This window comes from Pseudomonas tumuqii (genome assembly GCF_013184545.1).
In the GTDB taxonomy this organism is placed as follows: Bacteria; Pseudomonadota; Gammaproteobacteria; order Pseudomonadales; family Pseudomonadaceae; genus Aquipseudomonas; species Aquipseudomonas tumuqii.
Window position 1 is genome coordinate 53980 of the sequence record NZ_JAAOJA010000006.1, and the last position, 14022, is coordinate 68001.

The 14022-nt window shown below is 63.3% G+C and carries 14 protein-coding genes; 4 read left to right on the top strand and 10 right to left on the bottom strand.

Translation table 11 applies throughout. The features are described 5' to 3' along the window. Positions 1–130: 130 nt before the first annotated feature. The 4 genes from spoT to G9C89_RS12725 form a co-directional block, all read right to left on the bottom strand. Positions 131–2239, bottom strand: coding sequence for a bifunctional GTP diphosphokinase/guanosine-3',5'-bis pyrophosphate 3'-pyrophosphohydrolase (gene spoT, locus G9C89_RS12710; RefSeq protein ID WP_172148441.1), 2109 nt, complete (start codon positions 2237–2239; stop codon positions 131–133). Between the two features lie 60 nt (positions 2240–2299). After that, a complete protein-coding gene (gene rpoZ, locus G9C89_RS12715; RefSeq protein WP_079203875.1) occupies positions 2300–2563 on the bottom strand; it encodes a DNA-directed RNA polymerase subunit omega in 264 nt (87 codons plus the stop codon). Between the two features lie 192 nt (positions 2564–2755). After that, complete coding sequence (gmk, locus tag G9C89_RS12720) at positions 2756–3376, bottom strand: guanylate kinase (protein ID WP_172148443.1); 621 nt, start codon at positions 3374–3376, stop codon at positions 2756–2758. Positions 3377–3445: 69 nt separating this feature from the next. Beyond that, positions 3446–4309 (bottom strand): YicC/YloC family endoribonuclease, encoded by an 864-nt coding sequence (locus tag G9C89_RS12725; protein ID WP_172148445.1) that lies wholly within the window; start codon positions 4307–4309, stop codon positions 3446–3448. Positions 4310–4593: 284 nt separating this feature from the next. Here G9C89_RS12725 and rph point away from each other — a divergent pair, with 284 nt between their 5' ends. Further along, entirely contained in the window at positions 4594–5316 is a 723-nt protein-coding gene (rph, locus tag G9C89_RS12730; protein WP_172148447.1) for a ribonuclease PH, read from the top strand. 30 nt (positions 5317–5346) lie between these two features. Next, positions 5347–5715 (top strand): DUF4870 domain-containing protein, encoded by a 369-nt coding sequence (locus G9C89_RS12735; protein WP_172148449.1) that lies wholly within the window; start codon positions 5347–5349, stop codon positions 5713–5715. 64 nt (positions 5716–5779) lie between these two features. Here G9C89_RS12735 and G9C89_RS12740 read toward each other — a convergent pair whose 3' ends face one another. After that, complete coding sequence (locus G9C89_RS12740) at positions 5780–6559, bottom strand: exodeoxyribonuclease III (protein ID WP_172148451.1); 780 nt, start codon at positions 6557–6559, stop codon at positions 5780–5782. Positions 6560–6652: 93 nt separating this feature from the next. On the opposite strand from G9C89_RS12740, the gene pyrE reads away from it, so the two are divergent. Then, positions 6653–7294: an orotate phosphoribosyltransferase gene (gene pyrE, locus G9C89_RS12745; RefSeq protein WP_172148453.1), complete on the top strand. Its 642-nt coding sequence runs from the start codon at positions 6653–6655 to the stop codon at positions 7292–7294. 25 nt (positions 7295–7319) lie between these two features. Further along, complete coding sequence (locus tag G9C89_RS12750) at positions 7320–7913, top strand: DUF4124 domain-containing protein (RefSeq protein ID WP_172148455.1); 594 nt, start codon at positions 7320–7322, stop codon at positions 7911–7913. A 33-nt stretch (positions 7914–7946) separates the two neighbouring features. Here G9C89_RS12750 and G9C89_RS12755 read toward each other — a convergent pair whose 3' ends face one another. The 5 genes from G9C89_RS12755 to coaBC all read right to left on the bottom strand — a co-directional run bounded on the left by G9C89_RS12755 (position 7947) and on the right by coaBC (position 13807). Then, complete coding sequence (locus G9C89_RS12755; protein ID WP_172148457.1) at positions 7947–8393, bottom strand: acyl-CoA thioesterase; 447 nt, start codon at positions 8391–8393, stop codon at positions 7947–7949. Positions 8394–8523: 130 nt separating this feature from the next. Next, complete coding sequence (gene argB / locus G9C89_RS12760) at positions 8524–9429, bottom strand: acetylglutamate kinase (protein WP_172148459.1); 906 nt, start codon at positions 9427–9429, stop codon at positions 8524–8526. Positions 9430–9453: 24 nt separating this feature from the next. Beyond that, positions 9454–10848 carry a phosphomannomutase/phosphoglucomutase gene (gene algC, locus G9C89_RS25030; RefSeq protein WP_218575930.1) on the bottom strand — a complete coding sequence of 465 codons (1395 nt, stop codon included), beginning with the start codon at positions 10846–10848 and terminating at the stop codon, positions 9454–9456. Positions 10849–12112: 1264 nt separating this feature from the next. Then, positions 12113–12568 carry a dUTP diphosphatase gene (gene dut / locus G9C89_RS12770; RefSeq protein WP_172148463.1) on the bottom strand — a complete coding sequence of 152 codons (456 nt, stop codon included), beginning with the start codon at positions 12566–12568 and terminating at the stop codon, positions 12113–12115. 30 nt (positions 12569–12598) lie between these two features. After that, on the bottom strand, positions 12599–13807 hold the full coding sequence (coaBC, locus tag G9C89_RS12775) for a bifunctional phosphopantothenoylcysteine decarboxylase/phosphopantothenate--cysteine ligase CoaBC (RefSeq protein ID WP_172148465.1): 1209 nt from the start codon (positions 13805–13807) through the stop codon (positions 12599–12601). Positions 13808–14022: the final 215 nt, after the last annotated feature.

Sequence of the window (14022 nt, forward strand, 5' to 3'; positions counted from 1 at the left end):
TCCTTGATTGGAAAAGCAGCATTGAAAAAGTGGCCTCAAGCTACAGGCTTGAAGTCACCAGTAGAAACGCTGCGCGGTACTTGGTGGAGGCGGACACTCTGCCGCACGGTGATTCGCATGCAGCTTGCCGCTACGCCTTTACCCGCGTGATGCGCATCACGCCCTTGAGCGCGCGCAGCTTCTTGATCACCCGCGCCAGGTGCACGCGGTCATGCACGCTGACCACCAGCTGCACGACGCTGATGCGGCCGTCGCGCTCGTCCATGCTGATCTTCTCGATATTGCCGTCGGCGGCGTTGACGCTGCCGGCCAGCAGGGCGATCAGGCCGCGCTGGTGTTCCAGTTCGATGCGCAGTTCGACATTGAATTCGCCGACCACGTCCTTGGCCCAGGACAGCTGGATGCATTTCTCCGGATTGTGGCGGATCTCGCCGATGTTCCGGCAACTGTCCAGGTGCACCACCATGCCCTTGCCGGCAGACAGGTGGCCGACGATCGGGTCGCCGGGGATCGGTGTGCAGCATTTCGCGTAGCTCAGTACCAGGCCTTCGGTGCCGCGGATTGCCAGCGGCCCTTCGGCGCTCGGCAGTTGCTCGCCGTCGTTGGCCAGCAGGCGGCGCGCCACCACAAAGGCCATGCGGTTGCCCAGGCCGATGTCTTCCAGCAGATCCTCGACCACTTCCAGACGGTACTCGCCAAGCACCGCCTGCACCCGTTCCGGGAGCAGCTTGTCCAGGTGGCTGTCGAAGCCGGCCAGGACCTTGTTGAGCAGGCGTTCGCCGAGGCTGATCGACTCGGAGCGGCGTTGCAGCTTGAGGGCGTGGCGAATGTGCGTGCGCGCCTTGCCGGTGACCACGAAGTTCAGCCAGGCCGGGTTCGGTCGGGCGCCCGGGGCGCTGACGATTTCCACGGTCGAGCCGCTTTCCAGGGCCTGGGACAAGGGCGCCAGGCGACGGTTGATGCGGCAGGCGATGCAGGTGTTGCCGACGTCGGTGTGCACCGCGTAGGCGAAGTCGACTGCGGTCGAACCCTTGGGCAGCTCCATGATCCGGCCCTTGGGCGTGAACACATAGACCTCGTCGGGGAACAGGTCGATCTTCACGCTCTCGATGAATTCCAGCGAGTTGCCGGCGCGCTGCTGCATTTCCAGCACGCCCTTGACCCACTGACGCGCGCGGGCGTGGGTGCCCTTGGGCTGGTCGACCTCGTTGGACTTGTACAGCCAGTGCGCGGCGATGCCGTTGTTGGCCATCTCTTCCATCTCGCGGGTGCGGATCTGGATCTCGATGGGCACGCCGTGCATGCCGAACAGCGTGGTGTGCAGCGACTGGTAGCCGTTGGCCTTGGGGATCGCGATGTAGTCCTTGAAGCGTCCGGGCAGCGGCTTGTACAGGTTGTGCACGGCGCCGAGCACGCGGTAACAGGTGTCGACCTTGTCGACGATGATGCGGAAGGCGTAGACGTCCATGATCTCGTTGAACGCCTTACGCTTGCCGCGCATCTTCTGGTAGATACCGTAGATGTGTTTTTCGCGGCCGAGCACCTCGCCTTCCAGGCCTTCGCGGGCCAGGCAGTGGGTCAGCGATTCCTCGATCTTGTTGACGATTTCCTTGCGGTTGCCACGGGCGCGGCGCACGGCGGCGCGGATGCGCTCGGAGCGCATCGGGTGCATGGCCTTGAAACCCAGGTCCTCGAATTCCACGCGCATGCTGTGCATGCCCAGGCGGTTGGCGATGGGGGCGTAGATTTCCAGGGTTTCCTTGGCGATGCGCCGGCGCTTCTCGCCGGACAGCACTTCCAGGGTGCGCATGTTGTGCAGGCGGTCGGCCAGCTTGACCAGGATCACGCGGATGTCGCGGGCCATGGCCATGGCCATCTTCTGGAAGTTCTCGGCCTGCGCCTCGGCCTTGGTCTCGAAGTTCATCTGGGTCAGCTTGCTGACCCCGTCGACCAGTTCGGCCACGGTCTCGCCGAACTGGGTGTTCAGCGCTTCCTTGGCGATCCCGGTGTCTTCGATCACGTCGTGCAGCATGGCCGCCATCAGGCTCTGATGGTCCATGTGCATGTCGGCCAGGATGTTCGCCACCGCCAGCGGATGGGTGACGTAGGCTTCGCCGCTACGGCGGCGTTGGCCATCGTGGGCTTGTTCGGCGTAGAAATAGGCGCGACGAACCAGGTTGACCTGGTCGTTGTCCAGGTAGCCCGAAAGTCGATCGGCGAAGGCGTCTATGCTCGGCATGGATGATCTCCCTGCCGACCCTTGTGACCCCGCGCCGTACGACTTCGACCAGGCATAGGCTTACAGAGGCTCGTTGGCCTCATCCTCGAAGGCCGCGAACAGCGGCTCTTCTTCGATGATTTCGTCTTGGGCGATGACGTCGTAGCTCATCAGGCCGGCAGCGATTTCACGCAGGGCGACCACGGTCGGCTTGTCATTTTCCCACGCGAGTTTCGGCTCTTTGCCGCCGGTGGCGAGCTGGCGCGAACGCTTGGTGGCGAGCATGACCAGTTCAAAACGGTTCTCAACGTGATCCAGGCAATCTTCGACGGTAACGCGAGCCATGGTCTTCCTCGTAGCAAATGCAAAATAAGGCTGGCCCGGAGGGGCGAGCGGACTGAGTAGTTTAAAAAACAACCAGTATTAATGAAAGCTTTGTTTTCACCAACTATAAGTTTACGTCATAAGCAGCATGTGCAGAGCCTCTGCGCGAGGCTGCTCTGCGTACAGCTCAAAGCTTACAGGGGGCTGCTGCTTTCAGGCCAGTAGCTCGCTGAGCAGGCCGCGGTGACGCTGTTGTTGCGGGCCTTGCAGTAGCTGGTTGGCGCGAAAGATGGCCTTCAGGTCGCTGAGCGCGTGGGCGAAATCGTCGTTGATCAGCAGGTAGTCGTATTCGACGTAGTGGCTCATTTCACTGACCGCCTCGCGCATTCTGTGCTCGATGATTTCGCCGCTGTCCTGGCCGCGATTGGTCAGGCGGTGACGCAGCGCCTCCTGGGTCGGCGGCAGGATGAAGATGGACTTGGACTGGGGCATCAGGCGGCGCACTTGCTGGGCGCCCTGCCAGTCGATTTCCAGAATCAGGTCGAAGCCCTCGTGGAGCGTCTGCTCGACCCAGGCTTGCGAGGTGCCGTAGAGGTTGCCGAAGACTTCGGCGTGCTCGAGCAGTTCGCTGTTGTCGATCATCGCGAGAAACTGCTCGCGGCCGACGAAGTGATAATTCACCCCTTCCACCTCGCCAGGTCGCATGGCACGGGTGGTGTGCGAGACCGACACGCGAATCTGCGGCTCGCTGTCGATCAGCGCCTTGACCAGGCTGGTCTTGCCGGCGCCGGACGGAGCGGAAATGATGTAGAGGGTGCCGGTGGTGATGGTCATGAAAGTTTCCTGGGACTGGCTTTTCTGTTCTTTCAAGTCTTAAAAACGTAGCGAGCTAGCGCAGTAGTTTTATTCGATGTTCTGCACTTGTTCGCGCATCTGCTCGATTAGCACCTTGAGGTTGACCGCGGCCTGGGTGCTGCGGGTGTCGAAGGCCTTGGAGCCGAGGGTGTTGGCTTCACGGTTGAGTTCCTGCATCAGGAAGTCCAGGCGTCGGCCGGCTGCGCCGCCACTCTTGAGTACACGGCGCACTTCGCTGACGTGGGTGCTCAGGCGATCCAGTTCTTCGGCGACATCGCTCTTCTGTGCGAGTATCACCAGCTCCTGTTCCAGGCGCTGCGGGTCGAGTTCGGCCTGCAACTCGGCGCTGCGGGCGAGGATTTTCTGCCGCTGCACGGCAAGCATCTGCGGCACCAGTTCGCGCAGGGCTGCGACTTCGCCGTCAATGCTGTCCAGGCGTTCGTTGAGCAGTTTGGCCAGTTCAATGCCTTCGCGCGAGCGGCTTTGTTTCAGCTCGTCCAGCGCTTGCTTGAACAGGCTCAGCGCGGCTTTGTTGAGCACCTGCGGGTCGGCGGCGTCGGCGACCAGCACCCCAGGCCAGCTCAGGACTTCCAGTGGATTGAGTGGCGCCGGATGCTTGATCAGGCTGGCGACGCTTTCTGCGGCGGAGACCAGTTGGGCGGCGCGCTCGCGATCCACTTGCAGTGGCTGGCCGGCGCTGTCTTCGGCGAAGCGCAGGGTGCATTCGACTTTGCCGCGCGACAGGCCATTGCGCAGCGCCTCGCGCACTGCGCCTTCGAGGTCGCGAAAGGCATCCGGCAGGCGCAGGTGCGGCTCCAGGTAACGGTGGTTGACCGAGCGCAGCTCCCAGCTCAGGGTGCCATTGGTTCCGGCCTGCTCGGCGCGGGCGAAGGCAGTCATGCTGTGGATCATGGGCGAACCTCGCGGAAAGTCGGTACTGACGGGCGTGCCATGCAGGGCGCGCGGAATCATGAAAGCCGTGCACGGCACGTCCGTTGCCCTCATCCGACGCTAGGCGCCACCTTCTGCCTGAGGGAGAGGGGGCAAGGAGCAAGGAGGGTGTCGCTGCGCGACTTTCATGGTTAAAGGGCGAGATTGTAGCGCAGTGCGTCGGTCGCTCCCAATTCGGCATGTCGTTGCTGGCGCACGCCCCCTATAATGGCCCGCAGATTTCTATTCAGAGTAGGTATTCCTTGATGAAACGTCCCAGTGGCCGCAGTGCCGATCAGTTGCGCTCGATCCGTATCACCCGCAACTACACCAAGCACGCCGAAGGTTCGGTGCTGGTGGAGTTCGGCGACACCAAGGTGATCTGCACGGTCAGCGTCGAATCGGGCGTGCCGCGCTTTCTCAAGGGCCAGGGCCAGGGCTGGTTGACTGCCGAGTACGGCATGTTGCCGCGCGCCACCGGTGAGCGTAACCAGCGTGAAGCCAGTCGCGGCAAGCAGGGCGGGCGCACCCTGGAAATCCAGCGTCTGATCGGTCGCTCGCTGCGCGCCGCGCTGGATATGAGCAAGCTGGGTGAAAATACCCTGTACGTCGACTGCGACGTGATCCAGGCCGATGGCGGTACCCGTACCGCGTCGATCACCGGCGCCATGGTGGCGCTGATCGATGCGCTGAAAGTGATCAAGAAGCGTGGCGGTCTGAAAGGCGGCGATCCGCTCAAGCAGATGATCGCCGCGGTGTCGGTCGGCATGTACCAGGGCGAGCCGGTGCTCGATCTGGATTACCTGGAAGATTTCGCCGCGGAAACCGACCTGAACGTGGTAATGACCAGTGCGGGCGGCTTTATCGAGGTGCAGGGCACCGCCGAAGGCGCGCCATTCCAGCCGGCAGAGTTGAACGCCATGTTGGCGCTGGCGCATAAGGGCGTGAGCGAATTGTTCGAGTTGCAGCAGGCGGCATTGGCCGATTGAGCGTTTGACGTTCTGCTAAGGAGGGTAACCATGGAACCGCAGGATCTTGTGCCGGCCCCCACTCCAGAGGCTCGACAGTGGGCGATGTTCTGCCACTATGCGGCGTTCTTCTGGTTTCTGGTGCCGATGATCGGCAATGTAATCGGGCCCTTGATCGTCTGGCAGTTGAAGAAGGACCTCGACCCCTTCGTCAACGAGCAGGGCAAGGAGGCGCTGAACTTTCAGATCACCTTCAGCCTGGCCATGATCGTTTGCGGCATATTGGCCTGGGTGGTGATCGGGTTCCCGCTGATGCTGCTGGTCAGCATCAGCGCGCTGGTGCTGACGATTATCGCCGGGATCAAGGCCAATGCCGGGGAAGCCTATCGCTACCCGATCTGCTGGCGCGTGGTGAAGTAGGCCTGCAAGCAGCAGAGACAACAAAGCCGGCATCGCGCCGGCTTTGTTGTCTCTGCGGGTCGCGTTAGACGCTGAGAATCCAGTCGTAATCGACGATCAGCGGCGCATGCTGGGAGAAGCGTGGCTGGCGCGGCAAGCGCGCCGTGCGCACACTGCGGCGCATGCCGGGAGTGAGCAGTTGATAGTCGAAGCGATAGCCCAGGTTGAGCAGCTCGGCCTGCTCGCTGTCCGGCCACCAGCTGAACTGGTCGCCTTCGCGACTGACTTCGCGCAGGGCATCGACATAGCCCATGCTGCCGATCACTTCATCCAGCCAGGCCCGCTCCGGCGCCAGGAAGCCCGGTGATTGCTGGCAGTCGCGCCAGTTTTTCACGTCGATCTTCTGGTGCGCCACGTGGAGCGAACCGCAATAGATGTACTCGCGGCGCTTGCGACGCTGCTTGTCCAGGTAATGGGTGAAGTCGTCCATGAACTTGAACTTCTGATTCAAGCTCTCGTCGCCGTCCTGCCCGGATGGCAGCAGCAGGGTGGCGATACTTACCTTGTCGAAATCGGCCTGCAGGTAGCGCCCGTAGCGATCGGCCATTTCAAAGCCGAGGCCGCTGATTACCGCCTTGGGTTGCAGCCGCGAATACAGTGCCACGCCACCTTGGCTTGGTACTTCGGCATCGCAGGCATAGAGGAAATAGCCATCCAGTTGGAGGGCTTGGTCGTCCAGCTCAAAGGCGGAGGCGCGGGTGTCCTGCAGGCAGATGACGTCGGCATTCTGTGCTTGCAGCCAACTGAGCAAACCGCGCTCGACTGCAGCATGAATACCATTCACGTTCACACTGATGATCCGCATAAATGGCCCCTAAAAACACGTGCGTGTATGATACCCGAGCTCGTCTCCAATAAGCTAAATTCCTAGCTAAATCCGTGCCGTCCGGGACTTTCCATGCAAGCGTACCAGCGCGATTTCATTCGTTTTGCCATCGAGCGCGGGGTTCTGCGCTTCGGTCAGTTCACCCTCAAGTCGGGGCGTACCAGCCCGTATTTCTTCAATGCCGGGTTGTTCGACAGCGGTCTGGCGCTGGCCCGGCTGGGGCGGTTTTACGCCGCCGCGGTGGTCGATAGCGGTATTCCCTTCGATGTGTTGTTCGGTCCGGCCTACAAGGGTATTCCGCTGGCGGCGACCACCGCCGTGGCCCTGGCCGAGCATCATCAGCGCGATGTGCCCTGGTGTTTCAATCGCAAAGAGGCCAAGGATCACGGTGAAGGTGGCACCCTGGTCGGCGCGCCGCTGGCCGGTAAGGTGCTGATCGTCGACGACGTGATCACTGCCGGCACCGCGATCCGCGAGGTAATGCAGATCATCCAGGCCCAGGGTGCGCAGGCCGCAGGCGTGCTGATTGCGCTGAATCGTCAGGAACGTGGCCAGGGCGAGTTGTCGGCGATCCAGGAAGTCGAGCGCGATTTCGGCATGCCGGTGGTGAGCATCGTGTCGCTCGAGCTGGTGCTGGAATACCTGGCAGACGATGCCGAACTCAAGCAGTATTTGCCGGCGGTGCAAGCCTATCGCGCCGAATATGGAATCTAACTCCTCGATCTAGGGTGTTGTCTCGATGCGCAAACCGGCTCTGCTCCGCTGTTCGCTGTTGTTCGGTTTGCTGCTGCCGATTGTTGCGGGCGCCACCGAGTTGTATCGCTATACCGATGATCAGGGCGTTACCGTGCTCGGTCGTCAGGGCGTGCCGCCGGAGTTCATCGGCAGGGGCTATGAGGTGCTCAATGACCAGGGGCGGGTGATCAAGGTCGTCCCGCCGGCCCCGAGCGCCGAGGAAATGCAGCGTTTGCTGGCCGACAAGGCCCGCGCCAGCTCCGATTCCCAGCTGCTGCGCCTGTACAGCGCGCCCGAAGACATCGACCGGGCCCGCGATCGCAAGCTGGCCGAGCTGGACGGGTTGATCGGCGTGGCGCGCAGCAACTTGCAATCGGCGCGCCTGCAGCAGGACAACTTGCAGAGCCAGGCGGCGGATCATGAGCGTGCCGGGCGTGAAGTGCCGGAGCACCTGCTGGCACAGATCGCCAACCAGAAGGACGAACAGCTGCGTCAGTACAAGGACATTGCCCGCTACCAGGAAGTGCGCAAGCAGGCGCAGGCCAGCTTCGCTGCCGATCGCCAGCGTCTCGCCGAGCTGCTGGGCAAGCGGCGCTAGCGGGTGCTCACACCTTCGATCGGCCGGTAGGAGCTATTCCTCAGGCGCGCAGTGTTCATAGTCGCGCACCTTGTCGCGCAACCACTGCGGTAGCGGCCGGCTGCTGCGGCTGGCGCTGTCGGCATGCACGTAGATCACTTCACCGGCAGTCAACGCCTCATTCCCGCGCCAGATGCCCAGGTTGAAACTCAGGCTGGAGCGGCCCAGGCGGCCAATCCGCACGCCAATCTCCAGCAGGTCGTCGAAGCGCGCCGGCGCCAGATACTCGAGTACCGTCTTGATCGCGAAGAAGTCGCCGCCGTCGCGACTCAGGTCGGCCGGGTAGGCGATGTCCAGGGCGCGAAAGTATTCGGTGATGGCGACATCGGCATAGGTCAGATAGTGGCCGTTGAAGACGATGCTCTGGGGGTCGACTTCGGCCCAGCGCACCCGCAGCGGATGGAAGAAGCGGAAGGCGTCACGGGACGGTGCGGCGGTCATGGCGAGGCTCTGCTTGGTCGGTGAGGTCGCTAGAGCTTCGACGCACAGCCGCAGAACGGCAAGTGGCAGGCAGGCTTATTCAAGGGGCGAATCAGCCCGAGCCAGTCGGGCTGATTTGCAGTTGCCGGTGTCAGTGACGCTTGCGGTTGCAGATCTGGGTACCGACACCGCTGTCGGTGAAGATTTCCAGCAGCACCGCGTTGGGCACCCGGCCATCGATGATGTGCGCGCTGGTTACCCCGCCCTGAACCGCTTCGAGGGCGCAGCGGATCTTCGGCAGCATGCCGCCGTAGATGGTGCCATCGGCGATCAGGCCGTCGACCTGTTCGGTGGTCAGGCCGGTGAGCACCTCGCCCTGCTTGTCCAGCAGGCCGGCGATGTTGGTCAGCAGGATCAGTTTCTCGGCCTTCAAGGCTTCGGCGACCTTGCCGGCGACCAGGTCGGCGTTGATGTTGTAGGACTCGCCTTGCGCGCCGACGCCGATCGGCGCGATGACCGGGATGAAGTCACCCTTGACCAGCATGTTGAGCAGGTCGGTATTGACCCCGATGACTTCGCCGACGTGGCCGATGTCGATGATTTCCGGGGTGGTCATCTCCGGGGTCTGGCGGGTTACGGTGAGCTTCTTGGCGCGGATCAGCTCGGCGTCCTTGCCGGTCAGGCCGATGGCGCTGCCGCCATGGCGGTTGATCAGGTTGACGATGTCCTTGTTGACCTGGCCGCCGAGGACCATTTCCACCACGTCCATGGTCTGCGCATCGGTCACGCGCATGCCGTCGATGAAGTGGCTCTCGATCGACAGGCGCTTGAGCAGGTCGCCGATCTGCGGACCGCCGCCATGCACCACCACCGGGTTGATGCCGACCGCCTTCATCAACACGATGTCGCGGGCGAAGTTGGTTTTCAGTTCGTCGCTTTCCATGGCGTTGCCACCGTACTTGACCACCAGGGTCTTGCCGACGAAGCGGCGAATGTACGGCAACGCTTCGGACAGGACTTTGGCGACGTTACTGGCGGCATCACGTTCGAGGGTCATGCGGGTCTCCATGGCTAATCTCAATCAAAATGGCAAAGTGATATCGGGTGCAGCGCTGTACAGTTGCGCGCGGAAGACTTCCTTGATGCGCTCGAGTTCGTGCTCGGTGTCGGCCTCGAAGCGCAGCACCAGCATCGGCGTGGTGTTGGAGGCGCGGACCAGGCCCCAGCCCTTGGGGTAGTCGACGCGCACACCGTCCAGGGTGGTGAGGTTGGCCTCGCCCCAGTGACCGTCGCGCTGCAGGGTGTCGATGATGCTGAATTTGCTCTGCTCGGTAACCTGGATATTGATTTCCGGGGTGGATATATCACAGGGGAAGGCGGCGAACACCTGTTCGGCGTCGCGCTTGTCCTGGCTGAGAATCTCCAGCAGACGAGCGGCGCTGTAGATACCGTCGTCGAAGCCGAACCAGCGCTCCTTGAAGAATATATGCCCGCTCATCTCGCCGGCCAGCAGGGCGCCGGTTTCCTTCATCTTTTTCTTGATCAGCGAGTGGCCGGTTTTCCACATCACCGGCCGGCCACCGTAGCCGCTGATCAGCGGGGTCAGGCGGCGGGTGCATTTGACGTCGAAGATGATATCGGCGCCGGGATTGCGCGACACCACGTCCTTGGCGAACAGCATCAGCAGGCGATCCGGGTAGATGATGGTGCCCTTGTTGGTCACCACGCCGACCCGGTCGCCGTCGCCGTCGAACGCCAGGCCGAGGTCGGCCTGCTCTTCCTTGACCTTGGCGATCAGGTCGACCAGGTTCTCCGGCTTGCCCGGGTCCGGGTGGTGGTTGGGGAAGGTGCCGTCGACATCACAGAACAGCGGAATCACCGTGCAGCCCAGGGCTTCGATCAGCTGTGGGGCGATTACCCCGGCCGCGCCGTTGCCGCAGTCGACCACCACCTTCAGCGGTTTGGCCGTGGCGATGTCGTCGCGAATATGGTTGAAGTAGCGCTCCAGCACATCGACCTGCTCGACCGTACCTACGCCGCTGACCAGGTCGTTGGTGTCGATGCGGGTCTTGAGCGCCTGAATCTGTTCATTGGCCAGGGTGTCGCCAGCGATGACGATCTTGAAACCGTTGTAATCCGGCGGGTTGTGGCTGCCGGTGAGCATCACCGCGGATTTGCCCGCGAGGATATGGCCGGCGTAGTAGACCACCGGGGTTGGCACCATGCCGACATCGCTGACGTTGCAGCCGCAGTCGAGCAGGCCCTGAATCAGTTGTTCGACCAGCTCCGGGCCGGACAGGCGGCCATCGCGCCCCACTGCAACATTCGGTTCGCCCTGCGCGAGGCTCTGCGAGCCGATTGCACGGCCGATCCAGTAGGCGGTTTGCGCCGTCAGGCTGCTGCCGACCACGCCGCGAATGTCGTAGGCGCGGAAGATGTCGGCGGGCACTTTTGGTGCTGAATTTAGGCTGTTCATAACGGGGGCTTGCTCCAGTCCCAGGAGATCCTGGTCTTCGTCGAGAATGTCGATATCGAGGATATCGGTGTCTTGAAACAGCGGATCGATCAACCCGGCCGTCTGGCTGGGTACCGCTGCGGGCGAAGCGCTGCCGACGCTGTTGGGGTCTTCCGTTGCTTTGCTGGTGTGACGCGACAGGCGCGTCAGGGGTTTTACCAGGCTGTCGAGCGCCGGCAGGCTCAGGCTGAAAGCTTTGACGGCTTTACCGGCTGAGAGTTCTTTAACCAGTCGTTCAAGTTGCAATACATCCTGGTGCAGGCGTCGTTGCTGGCCGCTGTACACCAGGTAGAGGCCCAGCAGGGCGCCCGCCAGTGCGAGCAGCATCGCCAGACCAGGCAGGGTGGGTGAGAAGGCCGTTGCAGTCAGGTCCGGGCCCGGGGTGAAGCCAAGCTGCCAGTTCGGGTTGCCGCTATCGAAGTGCTGTGCCTCGCCCTGGGCCTGGCCGCGTTGCGCCAGCACCTGGCCGGCGCTATTGCCGAATTGCTGAAGCAGTTGCAGTTGGCCGACGTCGGCCGGTAATGGCGGCAAGTTGGCCAGCAGGCGGTTCAGTTCGACGGCCAGCAGCAGCGTGCCCTGTGCGGGCTGGTCATCGCCCTGGCGCAGTGGCGCCACGCTGTAGACCAGCCAGCGCTGGCCGATCTTGTAGGCCTCGGCAGCAGGCGTCTGGCCGTTTTCCGCGCGGCGCAGCATGTCCAGCGCGGCAAAGTTCATCGGCGCGTCCCGGCCCATGTCCTGAACGGCTTCGCCACGGGCATTGAGGTGCGCATCGATCACGCCATCCCAGTAGTGCAGGCTGCGTTCGGCCGCCCGCAGCTGTTGGCTGTCCCGGCTTTGCACGGCCTGCAGCAACTCGGGATTGCGCGACGCGGCGCGGGTGTCGGCGGCCAGTTGCAGCAGTGCCTGTTGCAGCGCGGCGGCCTGGGCGCCGCCCCAGGCCTGGGTGAGTTGCTGCTGTTGCTGTTGCTGGATGCTGTTGAACAGGCCGAACCAGAGCAGCGCGGCGGCCAGAACCAGTCCGCTGATGACCGCCGGCAGACCTGGAAACAGGGCGCTGGCGGTCTGTTTGCCGGTGCTCGACAGTTGCATGCCCGGGCTGGCGGCGGTGGCTTCCTTGGCAGTGCGCTTGAAGCGTTTCATCGAACGTCTCCCTGGCGGTTCATCCTGTTGGCGGCTCGTCTTGTTCGCGGTTCGTCTTGTTGGTAGTTCGTCTTGAAAGTGGCACTCAGTGACTGCCGGAATGGCCAAACCCGCCGCTGCCGCGCTGGCTCTCGTCGAACTGCTCGACCAGCTCGAAGTGCGCTTGCACCACCGGCACCAGGATCAACTGGGCGATGCGCTCGCCGATGGCCATGCTGAAGGCGCTTTGCCCGCGGTTCCAGCAGGACACCATCAGCTCGCCCTGGTAGTCCGAGTCGATCAGGCCGACCAGGTTGCCGAGGACGATGCCGTGCTTATGGCCGAGGCCCGAGCGTGGCAGGATCAGCGCCGCCAGGCTGGGGTCGCCGACATAGATCGACAGGCCGGTGGGGATCAGCACGGTTTGTCCAGGCTCGAGGATCAGTTCCTGCTTGAGCATGGCGCGCAGGTCGAGGCCGGCGGAACCCGGGGTGGCGTACTGCGGCAGGGGGAATTCGCTGCCCAGGCGCGGGTCGAGGATTTTGGCTTGTAAGGCGTGCATGTCAGGCTCTGCGGTCGGTGAATGGGGGCATCAGGCGCGCTGCAAGCGGTCGGCGATAAAGGCCACCAGTTGGCGGGCGATCTTGCCTTTGCTGGTCTGCGCGAAGCTGCTTTGCTGGAGGTCGCGATCGATGATGGTGATGGCGTTTTCCTCGCTGTTGAAGCCGATGCTCGGGTTGGCCACGTCGTTGGCGACGATCAGGTCGAGGTTCTTGTCCTGCAGCTTGCGCGAGGCATAGCCCAGCAGGTTCTCGGTCTCGGCCGCGAAGCCGACGCTGAACGGTCGGTCGGCGCGTCCTGCCAGCGTGGCGAGGATATCCGGGTTGCGCACCATTTGCAGGAGCAGCCCGTCGCCGTTGGCCGGGTCTTTCTTCAATTTGTGCTGGGCGACCACTTCCGGGCGGTAATCGGCGACGGCGGCCGCGGCGATCAGCAGGTCGCAGGGCATGGCGGCTTCGCAGGCGGCGAGCATGTCGCGGGCGCTGACCACGTCGATGCGGTTGACCCGATCCGGGGTCGGCAAGTGCACCGGGCCGCTGATCAGGGTGACCCTGGCGCCGGCTTCGGCGGCGGCTTCGGCGAGGGCGAAGCCCATCTTGCCGGAACTGTGATTGGTGATGTAACGCACCGGGTCGATGTTTTCCTGGGTCGGCCCCGCGGTGATCAGCACGTGCTTGCCGGTCAGGGCCTGGTTCTGGAAGCAATCGGCGGCGCATTGCGCCAGCTCATCGGCTTCCAGCATGCGGCCGAGGCCGACGTCGCCGCAGGCCTGGCTGCCTGCCGCCGGGCCAAACAGGCGGATGCCGCGCTCGCCGAGCAGCTGGGCGTTGGCCTGGGTGGCCGGATCGCGCCACATGGCCTGGTTCATCGCCGGGGCCAGGGCTACCGGGGCGTCGGTGGCCAGCACCAGGGTGGTCAGCAGGTCATCGGCGACACCCTGGGCCAGGCGCGCCATCAGGTCGGCGGTGGCCGGGGCGATCAGCACCAGGTCGGCCCAGCGCGCCAGTTCGATATGGCCCATGGCGGCTTCGGCGGCGGGATCGAGCAGATCCAGGTGGACCGGGTGGCCGGAGAGGGCCTGCAGGGTCAGCGGCGTGATGAATTCGCGGCCGCCACGGGTCATGACCACATGCACGTCAGCGCCCAGATCGCGCAGGCGGCGAACCAGCTCTGCGCTCTTGTAGGCGGCAATGCCGCCACCCACGCCGAGAACGATGCGTTTTCGATATAGCCGCTGCATAGGCCTGCCTTGTATTGGGTGGATGTACGCCGCAACGGTGATGCCTGCCAGGCAGACCGTCGGGCTTTTGCAGTGGGACAGAGTCCCAAGTCCGATAGGCCGCCAGGCCAGTCGCCGCGCAAAAAGATGGGCTAAGATAGCACAGCAGCCGCAGTGGAAAAGCGGCACCAGGAGCTTGCCAGACCAAGGCCGCAGGGCTGTTCAGGGGTGGCAGG

Bases quoted from the DNA above. Each gene is read 5' to 3' on its own strand.
- argB (WP_172148459.1), bottom strand. From the start codon at position 9,429: ATGACCCTCGAACGTGATGCCGCCAGTAACGTCGCCAAAGTCCTGTCC.
- spoT (WP_172148441.1), bottom strand. From the start codon at position 2,239: ATGCCGAGCATAGACGCCTTCGCCGATCGACTTTCGGGCTACCTGGAC.
- pyrE (WP_172148453.1), top strand. From the start codon at position 6,653: ATGCAAGCGTACCAGCGCGATTTCATTCGTTTTGCCATCGAGCGCGGG.
- G9C89_RS12725 (WP_172148445.1), bottom strand. From the start codon at position 4,309: ATGATCCACAGCATGACTGCCTTCGCCCGCGCCGAGCAGGCCGGAACC.
- rph (WP_172148447.1), top strand. From the start codon at position 4,594: ATGAAACGTCCCAGTGGCCGCAGTGCCGATCAGTTGCGCTCGATCCGT.
- rpoZ (WP_079203875.1), bottom strand. From the start codon at position 2,563: ATGGCTCGCGTTACCGTCGAAGATTGCCTGGATCACGTTGAGAACCGT.
- G9C89_RS12750 (WP_172148455.1), top strand. From the start codon at position 7,320: ATGCGCAAACCGGCTCTGCTCCGCTGTTCGCTGTTGTTCGGTTTGCTG.
- coaBC (WP_172148465.1), bottom strand. From the start codon at position 13,807: ATGCAGCGGCTATATCGAAAACGCATCGTTCTCGGCGTGGGTGGCGGC.
- G9C89_RS12755 (WP_172148457.1), bottom strand. From the start codon at position 8,393: ATGACCGCCGCACCGTCCCGTGACGCCTTCCGCTTCTTCCATCCGCTG.
- G9C89_RS12735 (WP_172148449.1), top strand. From the start codon at position 5,347: ATGGAACCGCAGGATCTTGTGCCGGCCCCCACTCCAGAGGCTCGACAG.
- dut (WP_172148463.1), bottom strand. From the start codon at position 12,568: ATGCACGCCTTACAAGCCAAAATCCTCGACCCGCGCCTGGGCAGCGAA.
- G9C89_RS12740 (WP_172148451.1), bottom strand. From the start codon at position 6,559: ATGCGGATCATCAGTGTGAACGTGAATGGTATTCATGCTGCAGTCGAG.
- gmk (WP_172148443.1), bottom strand. From the start codon at position 3,376: ATGACCATCACCACCGGCACCCTCTACATCATTTCCGCTCCGTCCGGC.
- algC (WP_218575930.1), bottom strand. From the start codon at position 10,848: ATGAACAGCCTAAATTCAGCACCAAAAGTGCCCGCCGACATCTTCCGC.